Annotated in this window: 13 protein-coding genes and 1 pseudogene; 6 read left to right on the top strand and 8 right to left on the bottom strand. The window is 69.6% G+C overall.

Annotated features, from left to right (window positions below; genetic code table 11):
* Nucleotides 1-7: 7 nt before the first annotated feature.
* Nucleotides 8-12541 (bottom strand): type I polyketide synthase, encoded by a 12534-nt coding sequence (locus AC5Y7E_RS16815; protein ID WP_499949889.1) that lies wholly within the window; start codon nt 12539-12541, stop codon nt 8-10.
* 405 nt (nt 12542-12946) lie between these two features.
* Complete coding sequence (locus tag AC5Y7E_RS16810; RefSeq protein WP_499916152.1) at nt 12947-13297, bottom strand: hypothetical protein; 351 nt, start codon at nt 13295-13297, stop codon at nt 12947-12949.
* A 179-nt stretch (nt 13298-13476) separates the two neighbouring features.
* On the opposite strand from AC5Y7E_RS16810, the gene AC5Y7E_RS16805 reads away from it, so the two are divergent.
* Nucleotides 13477-13812, top strand: a complete 336-nt coding sequence (locus tag AC5Y7E_RS16805; protein ID WP_007770897.1) for an RNA polymerase-binding protein RbpA — start codon at nt 13477-13479, stop codon at nt 13810-13812.
* 28 nt (nt 13813-13840) lie between these two features.
* Here AC5Y7E_RS16805 and AC5Y7E_RS16800 read toward each other — a convergent pair.
* The 4 genes and pseudogenes from AC5Y7E_RS16800 to AC5Y7E_RS16785 form a co-directional block, all read right to left on the bottom strand.
* Nucleotides 13841-14662: pseudogene (locus AC5Y7E_RS16800) on the bottom strand (polyprenol monophosphomannose synthase); the annotation flags it as partial.
* Between the two features lie 37 nt (nt 14663-14699).
* Nucleotides 14700-16715, bottom strand: coding sequence for an apolipoprotein N-acyltransferase (gene lnt / locus AC5Y7E_RS16795; RefSeq protein WP_499949888.1), 2016 nt, complete (start codon nt 16713-16715; stop codon nt 14700-14702).
* A complete protein-coding gene (locus tag AC5Y7E_RS16790; RefSeq protein ID WP_499950076.1) occupies nt 16708-18240 on the bottom strand; it encodes an amidohydrolase in 1533 nt (510 codons plus the stop codon). The genes lnt and AC5Y7E_RS16790 overlap by 8 nt, the downstream gene beginning before the upstream one ends.
* A gap of 142 nt (nt 18241-18382) precedes the next feature.
* Nucleotides 18383-18916 (bottom strand): FxsA family protein, encoded by a 534-nt coding sequence (locus AC5Y7E_RS16785; RefSeq protein ID WP_499950075.1) that lies wholly within the window; start codon nt 18914-18916, stop codon nt 18383-18385.
* 73 nt (nt 18917-18989) lie between these two features.
* Between AC5Y7E_RS16785 and AC5Y7E_RS16780 the strand changes: the two genes are divergently transcribed.
* Nucleotides 18990-19697, top strand: coding sequence for a dienelactone hydrolase family protein (locus AC5Y7E_RS16780; protein ID WP_499949886.1), 708 nt, complete (start codon nt 18990-18992; stop codon nt 19695-19697).
* Nucleotides 19698-19701: 4 nt separating this feature from the next.
* Here AC5Y7E_RS16780 and AC5Y7E_RS16775 read toward each other — a convergent pair whose 3' ends face one another.
* Together AC5Y7E_RS16775 and AC5Y7E_RS16770 are read right to left on the bottom strand one after the other, a co-directional pair.
* The gene (locus AC5Y7E_RS16775) at nt 19702-20565 is read right to left on the bottom strand and encodes a type 1 glutamine amidotransferase domain-containing protein (RefSeq protein ID WP_499949885.1); all 864 of its coding nucleotides are present in this window, start codon (nt 20563-20565) and stop codon (nt 19702-19704) included.
* Nucleotides 20566-20578: 13 nt separating this feature from the next.
* Nucleotides 20579-20968, bottom strand: coding sequence for a PPOX class F420-dependent oxidoreductase (locus AC5Y7E_RS16770; protein WP_499949883.1), 390 nt, complete (start codon nt 20966-20968; stop codon nt 20579-20581).
* A 128-nt stretch (nt 20969-21096) separates the two neighbouring features.
* Between AC5Y7E_RS16770 and AC5Y7E_RS16765 the strand changes: the two genes are divergently transcribed.
* Genes AC5Y7E_RS16765 through AC5Y7E_RS16750 form a run of 4 tightly spaced genes read left to right on the top strand, consistent with a single transcriptional unit; the run spans nt 21097 to nt 24896 of the window.
* The gene (locus AC5Y7E_RS16765; RefSeq protein ID WP_499949882.1) at nt 21097-22335 is read left to right on the top strand and encodes a DUF1214 domain-containing protein; all 1239 of its coding nucleotides are present in this window, start codon (nt 21097-21099) and stop codon (nt 22333-22335) included.
* Complete coding sequence (locus AC5Y7E_RS16760) at nt 22332-23477, top strand: sulfotransferase family protein (protein ID WP_499949881.1); 1146 nt, start codon at nt 22332-22334, stop codon at nt 23475-23477. Before AC5Y7E_RS16765 ends, AC5Y7E_RS16760 begins: the two co-directional genes overlap by 4 nt.
* 4 nt (nt 23478-23481) lie before the next feature.
* Nucleotides 23482-24090 carry a TetR/AcrR family transcriptional regulator gene (locus tag AC5Y7E_RS16755; RefSeq protein ID WP_499949880.1) on the top strand — a complete coding sequence of 203 codons (609 nt, stop codon included), beginning with the start codon at nt 23482-23484 and terminating at the stop codon, nt 24088-24090.
* 2 nt (nt 24091-24092) lie between these two features.
* Nucleotides 24093-24896: an SDR family NAD(P)-dependent oxidoreductase gene (locus tag AC5Y7E_RS16750; protein ID WP_499949879.1), complete on the top strand. Its 804-nt coding sequence runs from the start codon at nt 24093-24095 to the stop codon at nt 24894-24896.
* Nucleotides 24897-24916: the final 20 nt, after the last annotated feature.

Here is a 24916-nt window from a genome sequence, read left to right as displayed (position 1 = left end):
CTCATGGCTATTCGTCGTCGTCCAGCAGCGCGGCGTTGACCAGGTCGTCGAGGTCCATGTCGGCGATGTCCTTCTCCGTGGATACCGCGGACGGCGCGTTCTCGCTGGACGATTCGTTGGCCAAGGCCAGCAGCAGCTCCAGCACGCCGGCCTGGCGAAGGCGCTTGACGGGGATGGATCCGACGACGCGTTGTATCTCGGCTTCGCCCGGTGCGGCTGCCGCCGCGGGCTGGTCCGACGATCCGACCAATTCGCGATACATGTAGCCGGCCAGCGCGGCGGAGTTCGGGTAGTCGAAGATCAGCGTCGGCGAAAGGGCCAGCCCAGTCGCGGCTTTGAGCCGGTTGCGCATCTCGACGGCCGTCAGCGAGTCGAACCCGAGCTCCTGGAACGCCCGATCCGGATGGATCGCCTCCGGGCTGGAGCTGCCCAGCACGGTGGCGATGTTCGCTCGCACCAAGTCCAGCAAGACCGCCTGCTGCTCGTCCTCGGGCAGCCCTTCGAGGCGTTGCAGCAGAGCGGATTTCGACTTAGCAGCGGCCAGTGAGTCATCGACCTGACGCCGCGTCGGCGCATTGATCAGATCGACGAACATCGGCGGCAACGTGCCCGCGTCGAACTTCACCCGCAACGCGGCGAGGTCGATGTGGGCGGGCAGCATGAACGGCTCGTCGACGATCAGGGCGGTGTCCATCAGTTCCAGCGCCTGGTCCGAGGACATTGCGACGATCCCGTCCCGGCCGAACCGGGCACGGTCGGCGGCGCCCAATCCACCGGTCATGGCGCTGGCCTGATCCCACAGGCCCCAGCCCAGCGAAATCGCCGGCAGCCCATGCGCCCGTCGGTGCGCGGCCAACCCATCCAGGAACGAGTTGCCGGCCGCGTAGTTGGCTTGACCCGACGCACCCGCGAGCCCGGCGATCGACGAGAACATCACGAACGCCGACACGTCCAGATCGCGGGTCAATTCGTGCAGGTTCCACGCCGCGTCGACCTTGGACCGCAACACGGATTCGATCCGGTCGGGGGTCAAGGACGTCACCACCGCGTCGTGCAGGACCCCGGCGGCGTGAATCACCCCGGTCAGCGGGCGCTGCATAGGGATTTCGGCGATCACCTTGGCCAGGGCCTCGCGATCGGCGGCATCGCAGGCCACCGCTTCCACGGTTGCGCCGGCCGCGCTCAGCTCGGCGACCAGCTCGGCCGCGCCCGGTGCGTCCAGGCCGCGGCGGCTGACCAGCACCAGGTTGCGTGCGCCGTGGCGGGTCACCACGTGTCGGGCGACCGCCGAGCCCGCCATGCCGGTGGCGCCGGTGATCAGCACCGTGCCGGCCGTCCACGCGCCGGGCATGGTCATCACGATCTTGCCGACGTGGCGGGCCTGGCTCAGGTAGCGCAGCGCGGCGGGTGCGCGTCGCACGTCGAACCTGGTGACCGGCAACGGCCGCAACACGTCTTCGCCGAACATGCCGGCCAGCTCGTCGAGCATCTGCGCGATGCGGTCCGGACCGGCTTCGAAGAGATCGAAGGCGCGGTAGCGCACACCCGAGTGGTCCCGTGCGACCACCTCGGGGTCGCGGATGTCGGTCTTGCCCATCTCCAGGAAGACTCCCCCGGGTGTCATCAGGCGCAATGAAGCGTCGACGAAATCGCCGGACAGCGAGTCCAGGACGATGTCCACGCCGCGCCCGCCGGTGACCGCCCGGAACTTCTCCTCGAAGTCGAGGCTGCGCGAGTCGGCGATGTGATCGTCGTCAAAGCCCATGTCCCGCAGGGTGTCCCACTTGCCGCGGCTGGCGGTCGCGAACACTTCCAGGCCGATGTGGCGGGCCAACTGGACCGCGGCCATCCCGACCCCACCGGCCGCCGCGTGCACCAGCACGCGCTGACCGGGCTTGGCGCCGGCCAGGTCCACCAGCGCGTAGTTTGCCGTCGCGAACACGACCGACGCCGTCGCGGCTGCGGTATGTGACCAGCCGGCCGGCACCTTGACGAGCAGGCGCTCGTCGGTCTTGGCGACGGTTCCGGTGCCGTCCGGGAACAGCCCCATCACTCGGTCGCCGACCTCGAAACGCCCATCGCGCGAGGCGGTTTCGGGGCCAGTTTCGATGACCACGCCTGCGGCCTCGATGCCCATGATCGCCTCGGGGTCGGGATAGAGGCCCAACGCGATCATGACGTCCCGGAAATTGGCCGCGATGGCCGACAGCTCGACCCGCACCTGGCCGGGACCCAACGGCGCGTCGGCGTCGGGAATCCGCTCTATGCGCAGATTCTCGATCGTCCCGTAGCTGCTAATGCCGAGTCGCCATGGTCCCTCGTCGGGTGGCAGCAACAGAGAACCGACGGCGCGGCTACCGAGGACTCGCGCGGTGTAGACCGTTCCCTTGCGCACTATCGCCTGCGGCTCGCTGAGCGCCAGGACCGCAGCCACCGCCTCGGATTCCAGGGGCTCATCCGCGTCGACGAGCACGATTCGTCCGGGATGCTCGGTCTGCGCCGACCGCACCAGCCCCCAGACCGCCGCACCGGCCAAATCGGTGACGTCCTCGCCCGGCAGCGTCATCGCGCCCCGGGTCGCGACCACCAGGGTTCCGGCGCCGTCGCGGGACAACCAGGACTGCAGCACGGGCAGCACCGCCCGCGTCGCCGCATACACCTCGGTGATCACGTCGCCGGCCACCGGCTGCGATTCGAACAGCACCGCCGACCGGTCGGCCTCGGCGTCGTTCAATTCCGGTGCGCCCCAGGCGGATAGCGACACGGGCTGCACCGCCGCCGGCGGCTGCGCCGACCAGATGACCTCGAAGAGCCGGTCCGGTCCCGAATTCGACACCGCGGCCAGCAGCTGCTTGTCGGTCACCGGGCGCGCCACCATCGATGCCACCGAGAGCACCGGCAACCCCAGCCCGTCGGCCAATTCGATGGAGACCGCGGACGAGCCGACCGGCACGATCCGCGCGCGCACCGCGCCCGCCCCCGCGGCGTGCAACGACACCTGCTGCCAGGAGAACGGCACCAGCATCGAGCCTTCGGGCAGTTCCTCGCTGTCGGAGGACAGCATGACCGCGTGCAGTGCCGCGTCGAGCATCGCCGGGTGGACGCCGAATCCGGCCGGCGATACCCCGGCGTCGGTGGGCAGCGACACTTCGGCGAACACTTCGTCGCCGCGGCGCCACATCGACGTCAGGCCGCGGAACGCGGGGCCGTAGCCGTAACCGCGCTGCGCCAAATGCTCGTAACCGTCGCCCACGTCCACCGGGACGGCACCCACTGGCGGCCACGCCGACAGGTCCGCGCTCGGCTGCACCGATCCCGCCCGCAGCACACCTTCGGCATGCAACGACCACCCTGAGCCCGCTTCGGCACGCGAAAACACCGACACCGCGCGGGCACCCGCATCGTCGGGACCGCCGACCACGACCTGGACGGCGACGGAAGCACCGGCCGGCAACACCAGCGGCGCCGCCAGGTTCAGTTCGTCGACGACTCCGCAGCCCACCTCGTCGCCCGCGCGAATCGCCAACTCGACGAATCCCGCGCCGGGGAACAGCACCACACCCCCGACCGCATGATCGGCCAACCAACCCTGCGTTCCAGGCGACAGCCGGCCGGTCAGCACCACTCCGCCGGTGGCCGGCAGTTCGACCACCGCGCCCAACAGGGCGTGTTCGCTGGCGGCCAGGCCCAGGCCCGCGGCGTCGGCCGGGGCGCCGTCGGCGGCAAGCCAAAAGCGCCGCCGGTCAAAGGCATACGTCGGCAACTCGACCAGGCCGGCGTCGCCGAGGGCACCGCGCCAGTCCACTTCCATCCCGGCGACGTATCCCTGCGCGACGGCGCTGAGCAAGGCGAGCGGCTCGGGGCGGTCCTTGCGCAGCGCGGACATGGTGGTCACCGGGGCCGCCGTCGGCTCGGAAGCCAGTGTTTCTTCGATCGATGCGGTCAGGCCGCTGCCCGGGCCGACTTCGAGGAAGCGGTTGCCGCCGGCCGAGTGCACGAAACGCACGCTGTCGGCGAATCGCACCGCCTCTCGTACGTGTCGCTTCCAGTACGCCGCCGAGGCGAAGTCAGCTCCGGCCAGCTGTCCGGTCACGTTGGACACGATCGGAATGCTGGGCTTGCCGACGGCCAGTCCGGCGGCGACGGTGCCGAATTCGCCGATCATCGGATCCATCAACGGGGAGTGGAAGGCGTGCGACACGGAAAGCTGATGCACGCGGTGGCCGTCGGCGCGGAGCTGATCGGCCACCGCGGCCACTGCTTCTCGTGCACCCGAAATCACCACCGACGTCGGCGCATTGACCGCGGCGATGTCCACGCCGGCCTGCTCGGCGGGCGCCAGCAACGGCCGCACCTGTTCTTCGGTGGCCTGGACCGCGACCATCGCGCCGCCCTCGGGCAGCGCCTGCATGAATCGACCGCGGGCCGCCACCAGCACCGCGGCGTTCTCCAGGGACAGCACACCGGCGACGTGGGCGGCCGCCAACTCCCCGATCGAGTGGCCCATGACGAAGTCGGGCCGCACGCCCCAGGATTCGAGCAGCCGGAACAGCGCGACTTCCACCGCGAACAGCGCCGGTTGGGCGAATTCGGTGCTGTTCAACAGGTTTTCGTCGTGCCCCCACATCACCTCGCGCAGCGGACGAAGCAGGTGCCGGTCCAGTTCGGCGACGACGGTGTTGAACGCCTCGGCGAACACCGGGTAGCCGGCGTGCAATCCCATTCCCATGCCCAATATCTGGGAGCCCTGGCCCGGGAACACGAAGACCGTCTTGCCGGCGGTCACCGCGCCGCGAATGACCGAGCCGCCCAGGTCGTCACCGGCTAGCTCGTCCAACCCGGCCAACAGCCGGTCGCGGTCGCTGCCGACGACGACGGCCCGCTGTTCGAAGGCCGACCGGCCCGCCAGCGACCATCCCACGTCGGCGATGTCCAGGTCCGGGTGGTTGCGCAGGTGGGCCGCCAGCCGCGCGGCCTGAGAGTTCAACGCCGACAGCGATTTCGCCGAGACCGGCCACGGCACCACGGGGGCCTTCGGGCCGTCCACGATGCGCGGCGCCTCGGCCGGCACGGCCTCGACGATGACGTGTGCGTTGGTGCCGCTGATGCCGAACGACGACACGCCCGCCCGACGCGGACGGTCGCCGGGCCAGGCCCGCGCCTCGGTGAGCAACGACACCGAGCCCGCCGACCAGTCGACGTGCGGACTGGGCTCGTCGACATGCAGTGTCGCGGGCAACATCTCGTGGCGCATCGCCAGGACCATCTTGATCACGCCGGCCACCCCGGCGGCGGCCTGCGTGTGACCCATGTTCGACTTGATCGACCCCAACCACAGCGGCTCGCTGCGATCCTGCCCGTAGGTGGCCAGCAGGGCCTGCGCCTCGATGGGGTCGCCCAATGTCGTTCCGGTGCCGTGCCCCTCGACGACGTCCACCTCCGACGCCGTCAATCCGGCGCTGGCCAACGCGGCCCGCACCACCCGCTGCTGGGAGGGACCGTTGGGCGCGGTCAGCCCGTTGGAGGCGCCGTCCTGATTGACCGCCGAGCCGCGCACCACGGCCAGCACCGGATGCCCCAGCCGCTGCGCGTCGGACAGGCGCTCCACCACCAGCATGCCGCCGCCCTCGGAGAATCCGGTGCCATCGGCCGCGCCGGCGTATGCCTTGCACCGGCCGTCCTCGGACAATCCGCGCATGCGGCTGAACTCCACGAAGATGTCGGGCGTGGCGTTCACGGTGACGCCGCCGGCGAGCGCCAGGTCGCACTCCCCCGAGCGCAGCGACTGCACGGCCATGTGCAAGGCCACCAGCGACGACGAACACGCCGTGTCCACCGACACCGCCGGGCCCTCCAGCCCCAGCACGTAGGACACCCGGCCCGAGGCCACACTCGACGACTGTCCGGTCAGCCGGAAGCCCTCCGCGGTCGGCGCCGCGCCCATGCCGTAGCCCTGCGTGTACACCCCGGCGAACATGCCGGTGGCGCTGCCGCGCAACTTGCCGGGCTCAATTCCGGCCCGCTCCAACGCTTCCCAGGACAGCTCGAGGAACATGCGCTGCTGGGGGTCCATGGACAGCGCCTCGCTGGGCGCGATGCCGAAGAAGGCCGGGTCGAAATCTGCCACACCGTCCACGAAGCCGCCGGTGCGGGTGTAGCAGGTGCCCGGGACATCGGGGTCCGGGTTGTAGACACCGGCCAGGTCCCAGCCGCGATCGGTCGGGAACTCGGAGAGCACGTCGCGGCCCTCGGTCAGCATCTCCCACAGGTCGTCGGGGGAATTCACCCCGCCCGGATAGCGGCACGCCATGCCGACGATCACGATCGGATCGTCGTCGATGGCGCGAGCGACCGGAGCGTGCTTGATCTCTTGCGGGACTCCGGCGAGCTGGGTGCGAATGTAGCCGGCCAGGCCGTTGGGCGTCGGGTAGTCGAAGATCAGGGTGGGCGAAAGCGCCAGTCCGGTAGCGGTTTTGAGCCGGTTGCGCATCTCGACCGCGGTCAGCGAGTCGAAGCCCAACTCCTGGAACGCCTTGTCCGGGTCGATGGCCTCGGCGGTCGCGTTCCCCAACACCGTGGCGATGTGCGAACGCACCAGATCCAGGAGCACGGCGTGCTGCTCGGGTTCCGACAGCCCGTCCAGGCGATGCGCGAGCGCCGATTTCGATTTCGCCGCCGCCAGCGAATCGTCGACCCGGCGGCGTGTCGGGGCGTTGACCAGGTCGGTGAACATCGGTGGCACCGCGACCGCGTGCGCGCGCAGGGCGCCAAGATCGATGCGGGCGGGCGCCAGGAATGGTTGGTCGACGATCAGCGCGGTGTCGAAGAGTTCCATCGCCTCGCCGGAGGACAGCGCCAAGATCCCGTCGCGGCCCAGCCGGGCCAGGTCGGCGGCGTCCAGCCCGCCGGTCATGGCGCTGGCCTGGTCCCACAGCCCCCAGGCCAGGGAGATCGCCGGCAAACCGTGCGACCGTCGGTGCGCGGCCAGCCCGTCCAGGAACGCGTTCGCCGCCCCGTAGTTGCCCTGGCCCGACGAGCCGACCAGCCCGGCCATCGACGAAAACATCACGAAGGCGGACAGATTCATCTCGCGGGTCAACTCGTGCAGGTTCCACGCGGCGTCCACCTTGGCCCGCAACACGGCGTCGACACGCTCGGGCGTCAGCGAGGTGACCATCGCGTCGTCCAGCACGCCCGTCGCGTGGATCACGCCCGACAGCGGCCGCTGCGCCGCAATGTCGTCGATCACCTGCGCCAGTGCCGCCCGGTCGGCCGCGTCGCACGCCACCACGCGCGCCCGGGCACCCGCGGTTTGCAACTCGGCGATCAACTCGGCGGACCCGGGTGCGTCCGGACCGCGCCGGCTCAGCAACACCAAGTCCTCGACACCGTGGTGCGTCACCAGGTGACGGGCCAGCGTGGACCCCGCCATGCCCGTCCCACCGGTGATCAGCACCGTGCCCGAGGCCAGGGCGGAAGGCAAAGTCATGACGACCTTGCCGATGTGCTTCGCCTGGCTCAGATACCGCAGCGCGGTGCGCGCGCGTCGCACGTCAAAGGTGGTGACGGGCAACGGTTCCAGTACGCCGGCGTCGAACAGCCCGGCGAGCTCCTGCATCCACTGATGCATCCGCGGACGGCCCGGCTCGAACAGGTCGAAGGCGCGGTAGCGGACACCCGGGTACTCCTGGGCCACCACGCCCGGGTCGCGGATGTCGGTCTTACCCATCTCCAGGAACACGCCGCCGGGGGCGACGAGCCGCAGTGAGGCGTCGACGAATTCGCCGGCCAGCGAGTCCAGCACCACATCCATGCCCCGGCCGTCAGTGGCCGAGCGGAACTTCTCCTCGAACTCGAGGCTGCGTGAGTCCGAGATGTGATCGTCGTCGAAGCCCATGGCCCGCAACGTGTCCCACTTGCCACGGCTGGCCGTCGCGAACACCTCCAAGCCCAGGTGCCGGCCGAGCTGAACCGCGGCCATCCCGACACCGCCGGCGGCGGCGTGCACCAGCACCCGCTGCCCGGGCTTGACGTCGGCCAGGTGGATGAATGCCATGTAGGCGGTGGTGAAAACCGCCGAAATGCCGGCCGCTTCGGCATAAGACCAGTCGGCGGGCTTGCGCTGCAGCAGGCGGCCGTCGCCGGGCACCAGCGTGCCGCTGCCGTCGGGGAAGAAGCCGTACACCGAGTCGCCGACCGCGAACTCGGTGACCCCCGGCCCGACTTCGACCACCACGCCCGCGCCTTCACCACCGAGCAGGGCGTCGTGGGTGAACATGCCCAGGGTGATCATGACGTCGCGGAAGTTGGTGGCGATGGCGCGCAGCGCCACCCGAACCTGCCCCGGTTCCAGTGCGGCACCGGCGTTGGGAACGGGCTCCAGTTGCAAGTTTTCGAAGGTGCCCGCACTGCTGATGCCGAGCCGCCATGGACCGTCCGCCGGAGGCGTCATGATGCCGTCGACCGCGCGGCTGCCGTGCACCCGCGCGATGTAGGCCGTGCCGCCGCGCAGCAACACCGCGGGCTCGCCGACCGCCAGAACGGTCGAGATCGCGCTATCATCAAGCGCCGCATCGGAATCCACCAGGACGATGCGGCCGGGGTGCTCGGTCTGCGCCGACCGCACCAGCCCCCATACCGCCGCGCCGGCCAGGTCGGAGACATCCTCCCCTGCCAACCCCATCGCGCCCCGGGTCGCGACGATCAGCACCCCGGAGTCGTGCTCGGTCAGCCACGACTGCACGGCCGCCAGCGCACGATGCGTCCGCTCGTAGGTTCCAGACACCGGATCTTCGCCGGCCGCAATGGATTCGAAAACCTCGTGTACCGGCGGCTCGGCATCGCCGGCTGTCGCCGTGGCGGGCGACCAGACCACCTCGAACAGCCGGTCGGGACCCGAAGCCGACATCGCCGCCCGCAGCTGCCGCTCGCTCACCGGGCGCGCCACCATCGCGCGCACCGACAGCACCGGCAACCCGAGTCCGTCGGCCAGCTCGATCGAGACCGCCCTGGACGCCCCGGCGCCCTCCGACGCCGATGCCGGCGCGATGCGCACACGTACCGCCGATGCGCCCGCCGCGTGCAACGACACGCCCTGCCACGAGAACGGCAGCACGACCTCGTCGGTCTGGCCGGCGACGTGCTGGCTGACGATCAGTGCGTGCATGGCCGCATCCAGCAAGGCCGGGTGCACCCCGAAACCGTTGACGCCGCCGGCGGCGTCGGGCAGCCGCACCTCGGCGAACACCTCGTCGTCGCGCACCCACGCCGCGGTCAGGCCCTGGAACGCCGGGCCGTAGCCGTAGCCGCGTGCCGCCAACTGCTCGTAGCCGTCGGCCGCGTCGACCTTGACGGCGCCGGCCGGCGGCCATGCCGACAGATCCGCTCCCGGCTCGACCGAGCCGGGACTCAAGGTTCCTTCGGCGTGGCACACCCAGCCGGCACCGGTGTCGGGGCGCGAGAATATCGACACCGGGCGCTGGCCGGATTCCTCGGCGGAGCCGACCACCACTTGCACGGCAGCCGACGCCGACCCGGAATCCTTGGCCGGCAACATCAACGGCGCCTGCAGCGTCAGTTCGTCGACCGTCGAGCAACCGACTTCGTCGCCGGCACGGATCGCCAGCTCCACGAAGCCGGATCCGGGGAACACGGCCGTGCCGGACACGGCGTGATCGGTCAGCCAGCCTTGCAGGCTCGGCGACAGGCGGCCGGTCAGCACCACCCCGCCCGAAGCCGGGAGCTCGACGACCGCGCTCAGCAGCGGGTGCTCGCTGGTGCCCAGGCCCAGTCCCGAGGCGTCCGCCGCGATGCCCTCCCCGGACAGCCAAAACCGGCGCCGGTCAAAGGCATACGTCGGCAACTCGACGAAGCCGGCGCCGTCCAGCGCACCGCGCCAGCGCACGCTCACCCCGGCGACGAACGCGGTCGCGGCCGACGTCACGAATCTGTCGAGTCCGCCGTCGTCGCGGCCCAGGGTGGGGATGACTGTGACGTCTGCGGCCTCGGTGTCGCCCGGCAAACTGTCGTTGGCGGTGTCCTCGATGCCGGCGACCAGAGCCGGGTGCGGACTGGATTCGATGAAGGTCCGGTACCCGTGCTCGCAGGCGCTGCGCACCGCCTGGTCGAACTGCACGGTCTGCCGGATGTTGCGATACCAGTAGTCGGCGTCCAATCCGGCTGTGTCCAAACGGGTTCCGGTCACCGTGGAGAAGAACGCAATGCGCGAGGAGCGCGGCTCGATGCCGGAGAGCACCTCCGCGAGATCCGCGCGGATCGCCTCGACCTCGACCGAGTGCGAGGCGTAGTCCACGTCGATCCGCCGGGTCCGCAGCTCGAGGTCGGCGCAGAAGCCGACGAGCTCGTCGAGCGCGGCCACCTCGCCCGACACCACGACGGCCGAGCGGCCGTTGACCGCGGCGATGCCGGCTCGATTGCCGTAGGGCGCCAACAACTCCCGGGCCCGTTCGGTGCTGCACGCGATGGACAGCATTCCGCCGGGGCCGGCCAGCGCCGTCAGCAGCTTGCTGCGCAGTGTGACCACCCGCGCCGCGTCGGGTAACGACAGCGCGCCGGCGACGTAAGCGGCGGCGATTTCACCCTGCGAATGGCCGATCACCGCATCCGGGTTCACCCCGACCGACTTCCACAGCTCGGCCAGTGACACCATCACGGCGAAGAGCACCGGCTGCACGACATCGACCCGGTCCAGTCCCGGCGCATCGGGTGCGCCGCGCAACACATCGATCAGCGACCACTCGACGAACTCGGCGAAGGCGTCTTCGCAGTCCCGGATCTGTTGCGCGAATACCGGTGCGGTGTCCAGCAATTCGATGGCCATGCCCAGCCATTGGGAGCCCTGGCCGGGGAAGACGAACACGGTTTTGCCCGTTGGCGTCGCGATGCCCCGGATGACCGATCCGGTGGGATCGTCGTTGGCCAACTCGTCCAACCCGGCCAGGAGCCGGTCGCGGTCACGGCCGACGACGACCGCCCGGTGCTCAAACGTCGCGCGGCCCGCCAACGACCACCCGACATCGGCGATGTCGAGATCACTGTGCGCGCGAACGTATTCGGCCAACCGCGCCGCCTGCGCCGCCAACGCCGACGGCGATTTCGCCGACACCGCCCACGGAACCACCGCCCGCACCGGTCCGGCCGCACGCGCAGGCTCGGCGGGAGCGGCTTCGACGATGACGTGCGCGTTGGTGCCGCTGATGCCGAAGGACGACACGCCCGCCCGACGCGGACGGTCGCCGGGCCAGGCCTGCGCGTCGGTCAGCAACGACACCGAGCCCGCCGACCAGTCGACGTGCGGACTCGGAGCGTCCACGTGCAGCGTCGCCGGCAACGTCTCGTGGCGCATCGCCTGCACCATCTTGATGACGCCGGCCGCCCCGGCGGCGGCCTGCGTGTGACCCATGTTCGACTTGATCGAGCCCAGCCACAGCGGGTCGCTGCGATCCTGCCCGTAGGTGGCCAGCAGGGCCTGCGCCTCGATGGGGTCGCCCAAGGTGGTTCCGGTGCCGTGGCCCTCGACGACGTCCACGTCGGCAGGGGACAGCCCGGCGTTGGCCAGCGCCGCACGCACCACCCGCTGTTGCGAGGGACCGTTGGGCGCGGTCAGCCCGTTGGAGGCGCCGTCCTGATTGACCGCCGAGCCGCGCACCACGGCCAACACCGGATGCCCTAGCCGCTGCGCGTCCGACAAGCGCTCCACCACCAGCATGGCGCCGCCCTCGGACCAGCCGACGCCGTCGGCCGCGCCCGCGTAGGCCTTGCATCGTCCGTCCGGCGCCAATCCGCGGTGCCGGCTGAACTCGACGAAGACCGTCGGCGTGGCGTTCACCGTCGCGCCGCCGGCCAGGGCAAGGTCGCACTCCCCCGAGCGCAGCGACTGCACGGCCATGTGCAAGGCCACCAGCGACGACGAACAGGCCGTGTCCACCGAAACCGCCGGGCCCTCCAGCCCCAGCACGTAGGACACCCGCCCCGAGGCGACGCTGGAGGTCATCCCCGTCAGCCGGTAGCCCTCGATCTCCTCGGCGAGCATGCCGTAACCCTGAACGATGAGCCCGGCGAACACTCCGGTGGCGCTGCCGCGCAACCCGCTGGGGTCAATCCCGGCCCGCTCCAACGCTTCCCACGACAGCTCGAGCAGCATTCGATGCTGCGGATCCATCGCCAGCGCCTCGCTCGGCGCGATGCCGAAGAAGGCCGGGTCGAAGTCCGCCACGCCGTCGACGAAGCCCCCGGTGTTCACGTAGCACTTGTGCCGCGCGTCGGGGTCGGGGTCGTACAGGCTGGCGACGTCCCAGCCACGGTCGGTGGGAAACTCCGAGATCACATCGCGGCCGTCGGCCACCATCTGCCACAGCGCCTCCGGGCTGTCCACGCCACCCGGGAAGCGGCACGACATACCGACGATCGCGATCGGCTCGTTGGACCGCTCCAGCAGCGCACGGTTGGTGCGCTTCAGGCGCTCAACCTGGACCAGCGCTTTACGGAGCGCTTCGGTCGCGTGCTGGAGTTGATCAACCATCACAAACCTCGCCTAACCCTCACCTAACGACATGCGGCCGTCTTTCACCGCCGGATGCGGTTTTCGCCGAGTGACGGAAATTTGCTGCACGAGGCGACGCCGTTTCCCGTTCGACCAGCGCCGTGCTGCTCTCCGACCCAAGAATATTGCTGGTGAGTATGTCCAACTCCGACCGAATTTCAAAACGTCCGCTGCTCCCGGCTACTACGGGAGGACCGGCCTGGACAGGTGCGCCGCGCCGCGCAAAGAAAGTGTCACTCCGGGTGCCCGGTGTGTCCGCTGGACCGCGGTGCGCTGTAGACATGGCCCGACGTCCATGGCGCGACTGTACCCGGCTGACCATAGCCGATGGTCAGGCGCATGTCGCGCAGCCTCGGGGCCGCCGGCCAGAAGCGAACGACGCGGTCACACACCCGCTCGGCGCCATCCGTCGGCGGCCCGGGCGGCTTGGATCAGCGCGTCGCATAACTGGCGTAGCTCGGTGGCCCCGGCGCCTTCCTCGACCGCCGTGGCGACGTCCTCGGCCGCGCACCGCACCTGGTAGACGCGATCCGACAGGTCTGCGGCATCCTCGGCCGACAGCACCACCGCGTCGTCGGCCACCGCTGTCGCGCCGTGGCGGTTCAGCGAGGCCCGCTGTTCGTAAGCGCGTTGCCGGCACGACTGCCGGCAGTACTGGCGGCGGCGCCCCATCCCCGCATCGGTGACGTCTCGGCCGCACCAGCGACAGGGCTGGGGGTGGGTACGGCGGCTCACGCTTGCCGACTTTAGTCGGGTTTTCTCGATGATCCCGGTATCATTGATGGTCGCGTCGCGTACGCCGGCTCCGGCCGGGGAACTGCGCAGACGGCCGCAGCGTTTGCTCAATGAAGACTTATTCTCAATGAAGACTTAGGAGCCGCGGAGCTCCGAGAAGACCTGAAGGAGTAGCAGCCATGGCTGATCGTGTACTGAGAGGCAGTCGCCTCGGAGCCGTGAGCTACGAGACGGACCGCAACCACGACCTTGCGCCGCGCCAGCTCGCGAAGTACCGGACGGAGAACGGCGAGGAGTTCGAGGTCCCCTTCGCCGACGACGCCGAGATTCCTGGCACCTGGCTGTGCCGCAACGGCCTGGAAGGCACCCTGATCGAGGGCGACCTCCCCGAGCCGAAGAAGGTGAAGCCGCCGCGCACGCACTGGGACATGTTGCTGGAGCGCCGCTCGGTCGAGGAGCTCGAGGAGCTGCTCAAGGAGCGCCTCGAGATCATCAAGACCCGCCGGCGGGGCTGACCCGCGGACCGAGCCGGGGCGGCCGCACCTAGGTGCGGTTGTCGGCCCTGGTGGCCCTGGCACCCGACCGCCGGCCCTGGATACCCCAGCGGGTGACTTTGACCAGGGCCTCGCGGATGTTGGATCCGCTCATCTTGGACACGCCGAGTTCGCGCTCTGTGAAGGTGATGGGCACCTCGGCGATGGTGAACCCGTTGCAGATCGTGCGCCAGGTCAGATCGATTTGGAAGCAGTAGCCCTTGGAGTCCACCCCGGCGAGGTCGATCGCTTCGAGCACTTCGCGGCGATACGCGCGGTAGCCGGCGGTGATGTCGTGCACACCGATGCCCAGCGCCAGCCGGGCGTAGGTGTTGGCCGTCCAGGACAGGGCCCAGCGCCGCTTCGGCCAGTTGCGAACCGCGCCGCCCTCGACGTAGCGCGACCCGATGGCCAGATCGGCCCCGGCGTCCACGGCGTCCAGGAGGCGGTTCAGCTGTTCGGGCGCGTGGCTGCCGTCGGCGTCCATTTCGACCAGCACCGAGTAGTCACGGCTCAACCCCCACGCGAAACCGGCCAGGTACGCCGCGCCCAGGCCGTCCTTGGCGGTGCGGTGCATGACGTGCGTGCGGCCGGCGTCGGCCGCCGCCAGCTCGTCGGCGAGCCGGCCGGTGCCGTCGGGGCTGCTGTCGTCCACGACGAGCAGGTGCACGTGCGGGCAAGCGTCCTTGAGCCGCCGGTGGATGACCGGGAGGTTCTCCAGCTCGTTGTAGGTAGGGATGATCACCAAGACGCGCTGGCTGGGACGATTGCCGGGCGTTTGGGGCGCCGGCTGGCCGGTGGTCATGTAGCTCCTCTGTGTCGCCCGAAATCGATGCGGTGCCACCCCGTCCTGGTCGGACGGGGCGTGGTCAGTCGCCGTCGTCTGCCGGCGTGCGGTCCCGGGGGTCGGGCGCGGTGTCTTCAGTCGTGCTCGTCGGACGGGGCTTGCCGGGTGTTGCACCGGCCCCTTTCGATTGGCGTGTGGACGGCAGACGTATCGAACGCGGGAACCATCCATTGTGCCGTATCCCGGCCAGGATCACCGCTCCGGCCGCCAGGACCATGACCCATTGCAGCAGCGGCCCCCATCGCGTCGCAGGGGTCAGCCTGGTCTTGAGGCGCACCTGCATGTCCAGATAGGCGGGCTGGAAGAACTCGGTGCGGGCCAGCTCGCCGCCGTCGGGGGCCACCACCGCGCTGATCCCCGTGGTGCCGGCCACCACCACGTACCGGTCGTGCTCGACCGCCCGGACCTTGGCGAAGGCAAGCTGCTGCTCGCTCATCCTCTTGTTGAACGTCGCGTTGTTGGCCGGCACGGCCAGCAGCTGGGCGCCGCCGAGCACCGCTTTCCTCGGCACCCGGTCGAAGATCACTTCCCAGCAGGTGGCGACGCCGACGGGCACCCCCGCGATATGCACCACGTCGGAGCCCGGTCGGGGCACGAAGCTTCCGGCGCGGTCGGCGTACCCGGACAGGTGCTTGAACAACCACGGCATCGGCAGGTATTCGCCGAAGGGCTGCACGATCTCCTTGTCGTGGCGATCGGCGGGGCCGGTCGCCGGATTCCACACGATCATGGTGTTGGTGTAGTTCGGATCCTGCGGCGGGCGCCCCGGCACGTCGAGCACGCTGCCGATCAGGATCGGAGCGCCGATGGCCGCCGCGGCCTGCGAGATCTCCAGCGCCGCGTCATTGTTGACCAGCGGGTCGATGTCCGACGAGTCTTCCGGCCAGATCACGAATTGCGGTTGCGGGGCGGCGCCCGAACGCACGTCCTCCGCCAGCCGCAGGGTTTCCTGGACGTGATTGTCCAGCACCGCGCGCCGCTGTTCGTTGAACTCGAAGCCCAGCCTCGGCACATTGCCCTGGATGGCCGCCACGGTGACCGACGCCTCGCCACCCGATCCGGTGCCGGCGTGGCGCACCTGCGGCCAGACGATGAGCGACGCGAACAGCACCAGGCAGATGCACACGCCGGGCAGCACCACCGCGGGCGGCGCCTGATCGGGGTCGTCGGCGCGTCCGTCGTCGGCCGCCCGGGTCGCCGGATGACCCGAGTGCCACCACTTCACGATCTCGAGCGCGATGGCGGTCGCGCTGAAGCCCACCAGCATGATCGCCATCGACAGCAGCGCGACACCGCCGAGCTGAGCCAGGGGCAGGAACGGGCCCTGCGTCTGGCCGAATGCCGCCGATCCCCAGGGAAAGCCGCCGAACGGACCGATCGACTTGAGCCACTCCTGGGCCGCCCACAGCAACGCGAACCAGAGGGGCCAGCCGGGCAGCCGGCGCACGATCACGGCGCAGAGGCCGAACAGGGCGGGAAACAGCGCCGACACGGTGGCCAGCGCGATCCACGGGATGGGGCCGACCAGGAGCCCGACCCACGGCAGTAGTGGCAGGTAGAACGCCAGCCCGAAAAGGAAGCCGTAACCCAGGCCGCCCGCCGGCGTAGTCGCGGGATGCGTCAACACCCACGCCAGCAGCGCGGCGGCCACAACGGCGCCCCACCACCAGTTGAGGGACGGGAAACTGGCGCAGAACAGCAGACCGCCCACCACGGTGCAACTCAGCCGGGTCAGGCGGGGCAGCACCGCGGCCTGGGCGGCGGGCAGCCGCGCGGTCACCGCGGCGAGCAACCCCGTTACCGCGCCCCGCGCCGCGGTCCCCCGCCGACCGGCCGCCGGCGCGCGTTCCTCGGCCGGTGCGGCGTCCTCGTCCCGGTCGTGCGCGTCGGGCTCGGCGTGGACGTCGACGGGCTGATCGTCGCGGTCCGACTCGGCCGCATCGCTGATCGGGTCGGAATCCGGCGGCTGCGGCAGGTTCGCGTCCACCGCATCGGTTCGGTCCGCGGGTTGGTCGCCGCCCGACCGATCCCTAGCCATGGATCACAGCGCCCCGATGCACCGTTCGGCGGCACCGCGGTAGGGCGTCGCCCGGGCCTAATCGTGGCAGCGCGGGCACGCGGGAACGCGGGTCGGTCGACCAGCGCTGGACGGCGTCTTGCGGGGCGTGCACCGCCAGGTCTCCGGCATCCCAGATGGCGTATGAGGCCGCCGCCCCCGGCACCAGGGTGCCCACGTTGCCGTCGCGGACGCCGGCCGCCCGCCAGCCGCCGCGGGTGGCGGCCGCGAACGCCGCCCGCGCCGAGATCCCGCTGCCCGGGGTGCGGTGGTTGACAGCTGCGCGCACGCTCACCCACGGGTCGAAATCGGTGACCGGAGCGTCGGAACCTAGCGCGAGGGGCACGCCTTGGGATGCTAACAGCGCAAAAGGGTTGAGCCGACTGGCTCGCTGGGCGCCGAGCCGCCGCGCGTACATGCCGTCGGCGCCGCCCCACAGCGCATCGAAATTGGGCTGCACGCTGGCGATGACACCCCACTGGCCCAGCTTGGCGGCCTGATCGGCGCTGACCATCTCGACATGCTCGAGGCGGTGTCCGCAGCGTGCGACCGCGACCGGCCCGAGGTCGGCGACGACGCGCTCGAGCGCACTCACCACCGTCTCGACCGCGGCGTCCCCGATGACGTGGAACCCCGCGGTGACTTCGGCCTGGGTGCATGCCCGCAGATGTTTCTCGACGGCATCGCAATCGAGATAGCAGGTTCCGGTGCGATGCGACGCATCCGCGTACGGCTCGCGCAGCCAGGCGGTGCGCGACCCCAATGCCCCGTCGACGAACAGGTCGCCGGCCAGCCCGCGGGCTCCGGTCGCCGCCATCAGCTCGAGCGCCTGGGCGGGGCTGCTCACCGGCTCACCCCAATAACCGATCACCTCAACGCCATGGTCGAGGGCCCGCAATCGCAGCCAGTCGTCGATCCCGCCGATCTCGGGCCCGGCGCATTCGTGCACCGCGACGATGCCCGCCGCGGCGGCGGCACGCAGGGCCGCGGCACGGGCTTCGGCGAGCTGGTCGGCGGTCAGCCGGTCCCGCGCAGCGGCCCGCACCAGGTGGTGCGCGTCGCCGACCAGCGGCCCCTCGGCGCTGAAACCCGCCGCCGCCGGAAGGTCGCCGACCAGCCGCCGCAGGCCCGTCGACGCGAGCGCGGAATGCACGTCCACGCGCGCCAGGTAGGCGGGCCGGTCACCGACAACGGCGTCCAGGTCGCCGGTGGCCGGCGGGGCGTTCTCCGGCCACGACGTTTCATCCCAGCCGTGCCCCCACACCGGCTGGCCGGGGTGCGCGGCGGCATAGTCGGCGACCATCTGCAGGCACTGGGCGAACGAGGCTGCCGACCGCAGGTCCAGCCCGCTGAGCGTGAGCCCGGTCGCGGTGAGGTGGATGTGGCTGTCCACGAATCCCGGCGCCACGAAACCGCCCTGAAGGTCTTCGACATCGGCGTCCGGAAACATGCGTCGGCCGACCGCGTCGGCGCCCAGCCATGCCACGAGGCCGTCGCGGACCGCCATCGCGGTCGCGTCGGGCTGGGCCGGGCTGTGCACGCGACCGTTGACCAGCAGGGTTACCGGGGCGGATCGAGCGGTCACAGCCCAAAACTACGTGCACCGGTCCGAATGGCGATAACGATGATCAGACGGTCACAGCGCCGTGTCAGCGGCCGTCGAATCGTTGCGGCCGCGCCGGCGCCTCGACGTCGCGGACATCGATGACCTCGCCGTCGATGTAGTCGCCGTGGCCGCCAGCGTCCGGGTAGGCCCCGCCGGCGTACGAGGCCGGGTACGGATCGCCGCCGAACGCGCCCGCGTAACTGAGTCCCCGCGTCCGCCGCTGCAACTTGCGCATCGCTACTGCGGTCAGCCCGGGGCCGACGGCCGATCGTACCGGCGGGATGAGCAGCAACAAGCCCACCGCCGTGCTGGCCAGGCCGGGCACGAGGACGAGCAGCACCGCCAGGCTGACCAGCGCGCCGTCACCGGCCGCGGCGCGTCGTGCGGCCAGGCCCGAGCGCAGCTGCCCGATACGGCGGATCAGGTGCGAACCCGCCAGCGGGGCCACGATCCCCCAGCCGAGCAGGAAGGTGGCCAACAGCGCCAGCAGGGTCCAGCCCCATCCGATCGTCGACACCAACGCGAAGATCACCGCGAGTTCGACGACGGCGTAGATCAGCAACAGCCGCGACACCATGCCAGACCAACGCCCGCGGACCACACCTGAGTTCCCGTGGTGCTCGCCGGCGTGGTTGCAGTTAGATGACGCTATGACGACGATTCACATCGATACCCCCGACGGACCGATCGATGCGTTACTGAGCACCCCGCCCGGACAGGGTCCGTGGCCGGGTGTGGTGGTGATCCACGATGCATTCGGTTACGGCCGGGACAAGCAGTCGATCAATGACCGCATCGCGGCGGCGGGCTATCTGGCGATAACCCCGAACATGTATGCCCGCGGCGGCCGCATCCGCTGCATCACCCGCGTCATGAAGGAGTTGCAAACGCAGCGTGGCCGCGCCCTCGACGACATCCTGGCTGCGCGCGATCACCTGAAGGCCATGCCGGAATGCAACGGTCAGGTCGGCATCGCGGGCTTCTGCATGGGCGGTCAGTTCGCTCTTGTCATGTCGCCCAAAGGCTTTGGCGCCTCCGCGCCTTTCTACGGCGCTCCCCTGCCCCGCAACCTCGACAAAACGCTCGACGGCGCGTGCCCGGTGGTGGCCAGCTTCGGCGCCCGCGACCCGCTGGGCCGTGGCGCGCCCGAGAAGCTGAACAAGACCATCGCGGCCAAGAACATCACCGCCGATGTGAAGACCTATCCGGGCGTCGGGCACAGCTTCGCCAACGAGCTGCCGGCCCAGCCGCTGCTTCGCATAGCGGGTTTCGGCTACGACGCGAACGCCACCGAGGATGCGTGGCGGCGGGTGTTCGCGTTCTTCGGCGAGCATCTGGGAACGGGCTCCGCGACGTAGCGGGTTAGTGCGCGGCGTTCAGCTTCTGCGACAACACCGTTGCGAAAGTGTGGGTGTCGCCGGGCCAGCGCGCCGACACGTAGCCGCCGTCGTCGACGACGAAGGCGGGCCTCGAGTCGGTCGGCGTATCGCGCGCCATTCCCGAGGTTTTCAGCCGCCAGTGCGGCGATCCGCGGGCGACGTCGCAAAAATCCGCTGGATCTTCAAGCGCGCGGGTGACTTCCGACTGCACCGACATGTACCCGCCGGGTTGACCCGGTTCCTCGGTATAGGTCCGGTAGTAGTCGCGATCCCAGAACTGGGTGAATCGGGTGAGGCGCCAGGCCAACCGCTCCATGGCCCACGTCAACGCCGTGGTCTTGCGGCCGTAGAGGATGGACCGGCCGGTCGTGGGATCGGTGCTGCGCGCGGCGAGCAGCACCCCGTGACAAATGGCGGCCACCACCAGATCCCGGGCGAAGGCCTCCACGACCAGCCGGTGCAGGATGTCGCTGTCGATGTAGCCGCGCATTCCCCGGGCGCGGTGCCCACCCGGCAACATCAGCCCGTCCACGCCGTCCAGGGTGGCGTTCTCCCAGCTGACCGGATGCTGAAATTCGTTGGAGCGCACCATGTCCCGATACGCACGACGCCCGGTCTTGTTCGCGCGCAGCGTCAGTCCGATCAGCGGGATGGCGCCGAGCAGCGGCAGCGCGGACCAGGCGTCCAGTCCGCGGCCCGTCAGCATGATGTCGTCGGCCGCCCCGGGCGTGCCGCTTTCGGTCGCGAAGACCACCCGGTGGCCGTTTCGCGTCAACACCGACCAGCTGACGGCGACCTCGGTCGGGTCGAAGTCGCGGTCCGGGATCGGGATGAGAACGGTGCCCACGGCGCCTCGGCGGTCAGGCCACTTTCAGTTCGAGGCCGACGTTGTTGTTCATGCCGCCGCGCAGCTTGCTGAAGAAGTTGAACACCTTGCCCATCACCCCGTAGCGCTCTCCGATGGCGTCGTAAACGGAGGCCGTCGCCGACTTGTCGAGAATGGCCGCCGTTCCCTCGACGGCCTCGCTGGTCGGGCGGCCGTTCATGGTGCAGGTGGCCAGCGTGACGCGCGGGGTATTGCGGATCCGCTTGACCTTCCACGACTTCTCCTGGGTGATGACCAGGAGCCGGTCCCCACGCTGTTTGTCCAGGGCGGCCCAGATGGGCGTCGGCTTGGGCTTGCCGTCCTTGGTGAACGTGGTCAGCAGGATGTATTGCGCCCTGGCGAGATCGGCGAAGGTCGGTGTCACCAGGACAACGTACCGCCGCGCGGTGGGGGCGTTGACATTCTCGGCGCCCGGCTGCGATAGTCATGACAGCTTAACTGAAAACGTTATTTTCAATTAAGGCCGCAGAGCACCGATCGAAACGGGCAATCATGAGCGATCCGAAGAAGCCGCTGGCGTGGTTGCCGTTCACGATCGCCGAGGCGGCCTTGGCATCCTCTGGCGAGACGAGCGATCCCGACCTGTTTGCGGCGTGGTCACAGCTCTTGAGCCGGCTCGACGAAGCCGCGCGTACGGTCGAATCCGAGCCGGCGAGCCGCAGTCGGACCGACGCCGCCGCCGGAATCCGGCACCTGCTGGTGCTGCTCGCCGCGGGTATCGACGAGGCGCTGCGGTTCGATCCGGATCCGGCATTGCGTGTCCAACGCACCAGCACCGATGACATCGTGACCTGGGGAATGGAGTGCCCGGACTGCCTCTACACCCGCGCCGCGCTGCGCGGCGGACAGAGCTATCGGCTGTACGGCAACCGCGGCACCGCCCGCTACGTCGGGCTGCAGACGATGAATGGCATCACCGCCACCGCCAACGAGCTGGTCGACGAGCTCGAAGCGGATCCCGACGGCAACTTCGAGGTGGTGCTGTCGTCCTCGAAACAGCCTGGGCAAGAGGGCAATTGGATGCGAATCGAAGGTGAGCATCCCACGTTGACGGTGCGGCACTTCTTCTACGACTGGGATGCCGAGGTGGCATCGTCGCTGCGCATCGAGCGGCTCGGCGACCCGGCCCGGGCTACCCCCGGTGCGGTCCACCCCCACTCGGCGGTGACCAGGCAATTGGCGGCGCTCGGCGACTTCGTCGCGGACAACCTGGCGTTCTTTTTGCAGTTCGGGTCCGCCGCACCACCCAACGGCTTCCTGCCCCCGATCGATCGCACCGACATAGGGGCCGCCGCGGAGAACCGGCCGGTGATCGGCCGGTGGGAACTGCGCCCGGGCGAGGCCCTCATCGTCGAAGTGGAGCCACCACAGGGCATTTATTGGAGCTTTTCGATCGGCAACCCCTGGTGGGAGACGATCCATTACGGCCGCCACCAGTCCAGCCTGAATGCCCATCAGGCCGCGAAGGATTCCGATGGATTGGTCCGCGTGGTGTTGTGCGATCGCGACCCCGGCATCGCCAACTGGCTCGACACCGCGGGCCACAGCAACGGGCCGATCATCCTGCGCTGCGTGCGCACCGAAACGGCGCCCACGCCGACGACACGGGTGGTGCCGTTCGACGATGTCCACACCGAGTTGCCTCCGGGTACAGCGCAAGTCACCCCCGAAGAGCGCGCAGGAATCCTCGCGGCCCGGCGCCGCGCGGTGCACGAAAGGTTCGGACGGTGACCTTCGATGCTGACGAGTTAGAGGATGGTGCCCGAACCGCAACCGGCCTCGACGATTTCGGATCGCCCTACTACCGCGAGGGACTCGAACGCATCGTCGACGCGCTGAACCACGAGGCGGACCTCAATGACATCGGGCGGGTCATCCAGCACGCCACCATCAGCAACGCCCTCATCCAACGCCTGAAGGTCGAGGACGCCTACCGGCAGCATCCCGAGATCGACGACCAGGCGGTCGGGGGCCCCGTCTTCGTCATCGGCCTGCCCCGCACCGGAACCACCGCGCTGAGCCAGCTGGTGGCCGCCGATCCCCAATTCCGATCGCTGCGCATGTGGGAATCGCAAGCGCCCACCCCGCCGCCGGAGGCCGCCACCGAACACAACGACCCGCGGATCGCGCAGGCCGAGGCCGGCCTGAAGATGCTCGACGAGATGTTCCCGCTGATGAAAACCTTGTACAACTCCGAGGCCACGGCGCCGACCGAATGCCAGGACCTGATGGGAATGAGCTTCCGCACCTTCCACTTTGACGGCGCCGTGCGCGCGCCCGGGTATCTCGCGTGGCTGATGGGTTGCGACATGCGCGAGACCTACGTCTTTCATCGGCGAGTTCTCCGGTTGTTGCAATGGCACTGCCCCCCGGTGCTGTGGCACCTCAAGACACCCGTGCACATGTTCGCCCTCGACGCGCTCGTCGAGGCATATCCCGGCGCCAAATTCCTGTGGAGTCACCGCGATCCGGCCAAAGTGATGGGTTCGGTCTGCAGCCTGATCCGGTATGTGCGCAGCTGGAGCAGCGATCGGGACGACGCCAGGGAACTCGGCGCCGAGCAGGTCGACAGCTGGGTCGAAGGCATCCGGCGGGCAATGGATTTCCGCGGCCGGATGGGCGACGACCGATTCGCCGACGTCTCGTTCGCGGACCTTCAGACGGATCCGGTCGGCACGCTGCAAGCCAGCTACGCCGCCTTGGGCTTGACCTTCACCGATGCCACCCTCGGCGCGGTCACGCGTTGGGCCGCGGATCACCGGCCCGGCTCCCGCGGCGCGCATGACTATGACCTGGCCGACTACGGCCTGACTCCCGAAGGCGTTCGCGAGCGGTTTGCGGACTATCTCGCCGCCTACGATGCGACGGCCTGAATCCGTGAGCACCCCCCGCACGCGGCGACGCGAAAAACTCGGCCCGGACGCGGCGGTGCGCCGCGAGATCCTCGCCGCCGCGTCAACCGTGTTGCGCGAGCAGGGCGTTGGCGGACTCAGCATCGCGGCGGTGCTGGAGCGGGCCGGACTGAGCACCCGCGCGTTCTATCGCCATTTCGGCTCCAAGGAAGAACTCGTCGCCGCGGTCTTTCTGGAGAGCGCGCGGGGAGAAACGCGACGGCTACGCCGCCGGATGGCCGCTGCCACAACGGACATCGAGTCGGTGATCGCGTGGATCGACGGCCGACTGGACCTGGCATTCGACGACGGCATTGGATCCGATCTGCGCCGCCTGTCGCTGGAAGCCCAATCGCAGTCCCCCGGCCTGGTGCAGCCCGCCTACGCCGAGATGCTCAAGCCGCTGCGCGATGCGCTCGCGCGTGGACAGCAGGCCGGGGTGTTCCGCGACATCGACCCAGTCAACGACGCCCAGTTCGTCCACGGCGTGGTGTGGGCGGGCATCAACGAGCAGTGGGCGACGGGTGACTGCGACCGCAACGTGTTGCGCGAACGCATATTGCGTTTTTGTCTGCGCGGGCTGAAAGGAGACTAGCGATGGATCTCGGTTTCGGTGGATCGACGGCCGTGGTCACGGGCGGCAGCAAGGGAATGGGGTTGGCCGTCGCCCAAGCCCTTGCCGCCGAAGGCGCCAGCGTGGCGGTGATGGCCCGTGGCCGTGCAGCCCTCGACGCCGCCGTGACGGCGTTGCGCGAGGCCGGCGCCCCGGACGCCGTCGGGATCAGCGTCGACATGACCGACGCACAGTCGATCGCCGACGGATTCGCCGCGGTGGCCGAGCGTTGGGGGCGGCTCAACGCGCTGGTCCACACGATCGGGCCGGGCGACGGCTATTTCGAGCAGCTCGACGACGCGGGGTGGGACGACACGTTCGCGCTCGGCACCATGTCAGGGGTGCGGGTGATCCGCGGGGCGTTACCGCTGCTGCGCGCGGCGGAATGGGCCCGCATCGTCACCTTTGCGGCACACTCGATCCAGCGGCAAAACCCGCGGATCGTCGCGTACACGGCGTCCAAGGCGGCGTTGGCCAGCGTCACCAAGAATTTATCGAAAAGCCTTGCCACCGATGGCATTCTGGTCAACTGCGTGTGCCCGGGAACCATCGTCACCGCCAGCTTCACCGAGAACCTCAAGGACATTCTCGCCGCCGACGGCCTGGACGCGACCAATCCCGTCGACGTCATGACCTGGATCGATAACAACTTTCACCAACCCTGCGACCTCGGCCGCGCCGGGCTGCCCGAAGAGGTCGCCTCCCTGACCGCCTACCTGGCGTCGCGGCGCAACGGCTATGTCACCGGGGCCACCGTCAACGTGGACGGCGGCTCCGATTTTGTGTAGCTGTGGTTCGGCAGAAAAAA

The organism is Mycobacterium sp. NGS17, from assembly GCF_059813205.1.
The sequence above is the reverse complement of the archived record's forward strand: the minus strand, read 5'-3'. Positions and strand labels throughout refer to the sequence as shown.